Origin of the sequence: Pseudomonas sp. HMSC067G02 (genome assembly GCF_001813485.1) — a bacterium.
Lineage (GTDB): Bacteria > Pseudomonadota > Gammaproteobacteria > Pseudomonadales > Pseudomonadaceae > Pseudomonas > Pseudomonas aeruginosa.
Genome location: NZ_KV812717.1, coordinates 190,617 through 191,283, shown reverse-complemented (window position 1 = coordinate 191,283; position 667 = coordinate 190,617). Strand labels below are relative to the sequence as shown.

At 69.6% G+C, this 667-nt stretch carries 1 protein-coding gene and 1 pseudogene; both read right to left on the bottom strand.

Features of this window, described 5'->3' with window-relative positions:
• Nucleotides 1-15 precede the first annotated feature (15 nt).
• The gene (locus HMPREF2914_RS25415; RefSeq protein WP_008643223.1) at nucleotides 16-225 is read right to left on the bottom strand and encodes a hypothetical protein; all 210 of its coding nucleotides are present in this window, start codon (nucleotides 223-225) and stop codon (nucleotides 16-18) included.
• 62 nt (nucleotides 226-287) lie between these two features.
• Nucleotides 288-667, bottom strand: a pseudogene (locus HMPREF2914_RS25410) (chromosome partitioning protein ParB); the annotation flags it as partial.

Genomic DNA, 667 nt, shown 5'->3' with positions numbered 1-667 from the left:
CGGTGCTGATCGCGGTTATTCCTTCGTCTCGATGAGCCACCACACGGCACGCGGCAAGACGCGGCCCGTGATGGGATGAATGTCGGTGAGGTCGGCGCAGGCCGTCCAGCCCAAGGGCGGACGGTAGCCGCGCACGTCGCCATCGCCGTGCCAGCGGCGGGCGCGTACCGTGCCGGGGGCGTAGATCGCAGCCATACGCGGGCGGCTGATGGTGGTGCGGGTCATGGGGGTGTCTCCTTCCAGCGAAGCGCCCCGGTTGAGGCCGGGGCGCATGCCTTCGGCGCGGATCAAGCGGCCAGCGCCTCGGCAGGTTCATCCGCTATTGCCTCGGCATCCTCCGGGGCGTCCTGCTCCGGGCCTGCCTCCTGCGCGGCATCCTGCGGGCCTGCGGCCTTGAAGATGGCGGGCATCCAGCCGGTGCCATCGGCCAGCCGTTCGGCCTCGCTGGCAATGTCGGCCTTCTTCAACTTCGCCAGCCGGGTGACGTGCTGCGGCGCGTACTCGCCCACGGCATCCAGAATCACGGCCTTCGGAACGTGCTTGAAATAGCCTTCTGCGGTCGGCTGCCACCATGCGGCCATGTCGAGGCCCACGGCCTGCGCCAATTCCTCGCCGGGTTGCTGCACCGTGGTGCGGGGCGTCACCACGTCCACCGTGGAAGCCACGC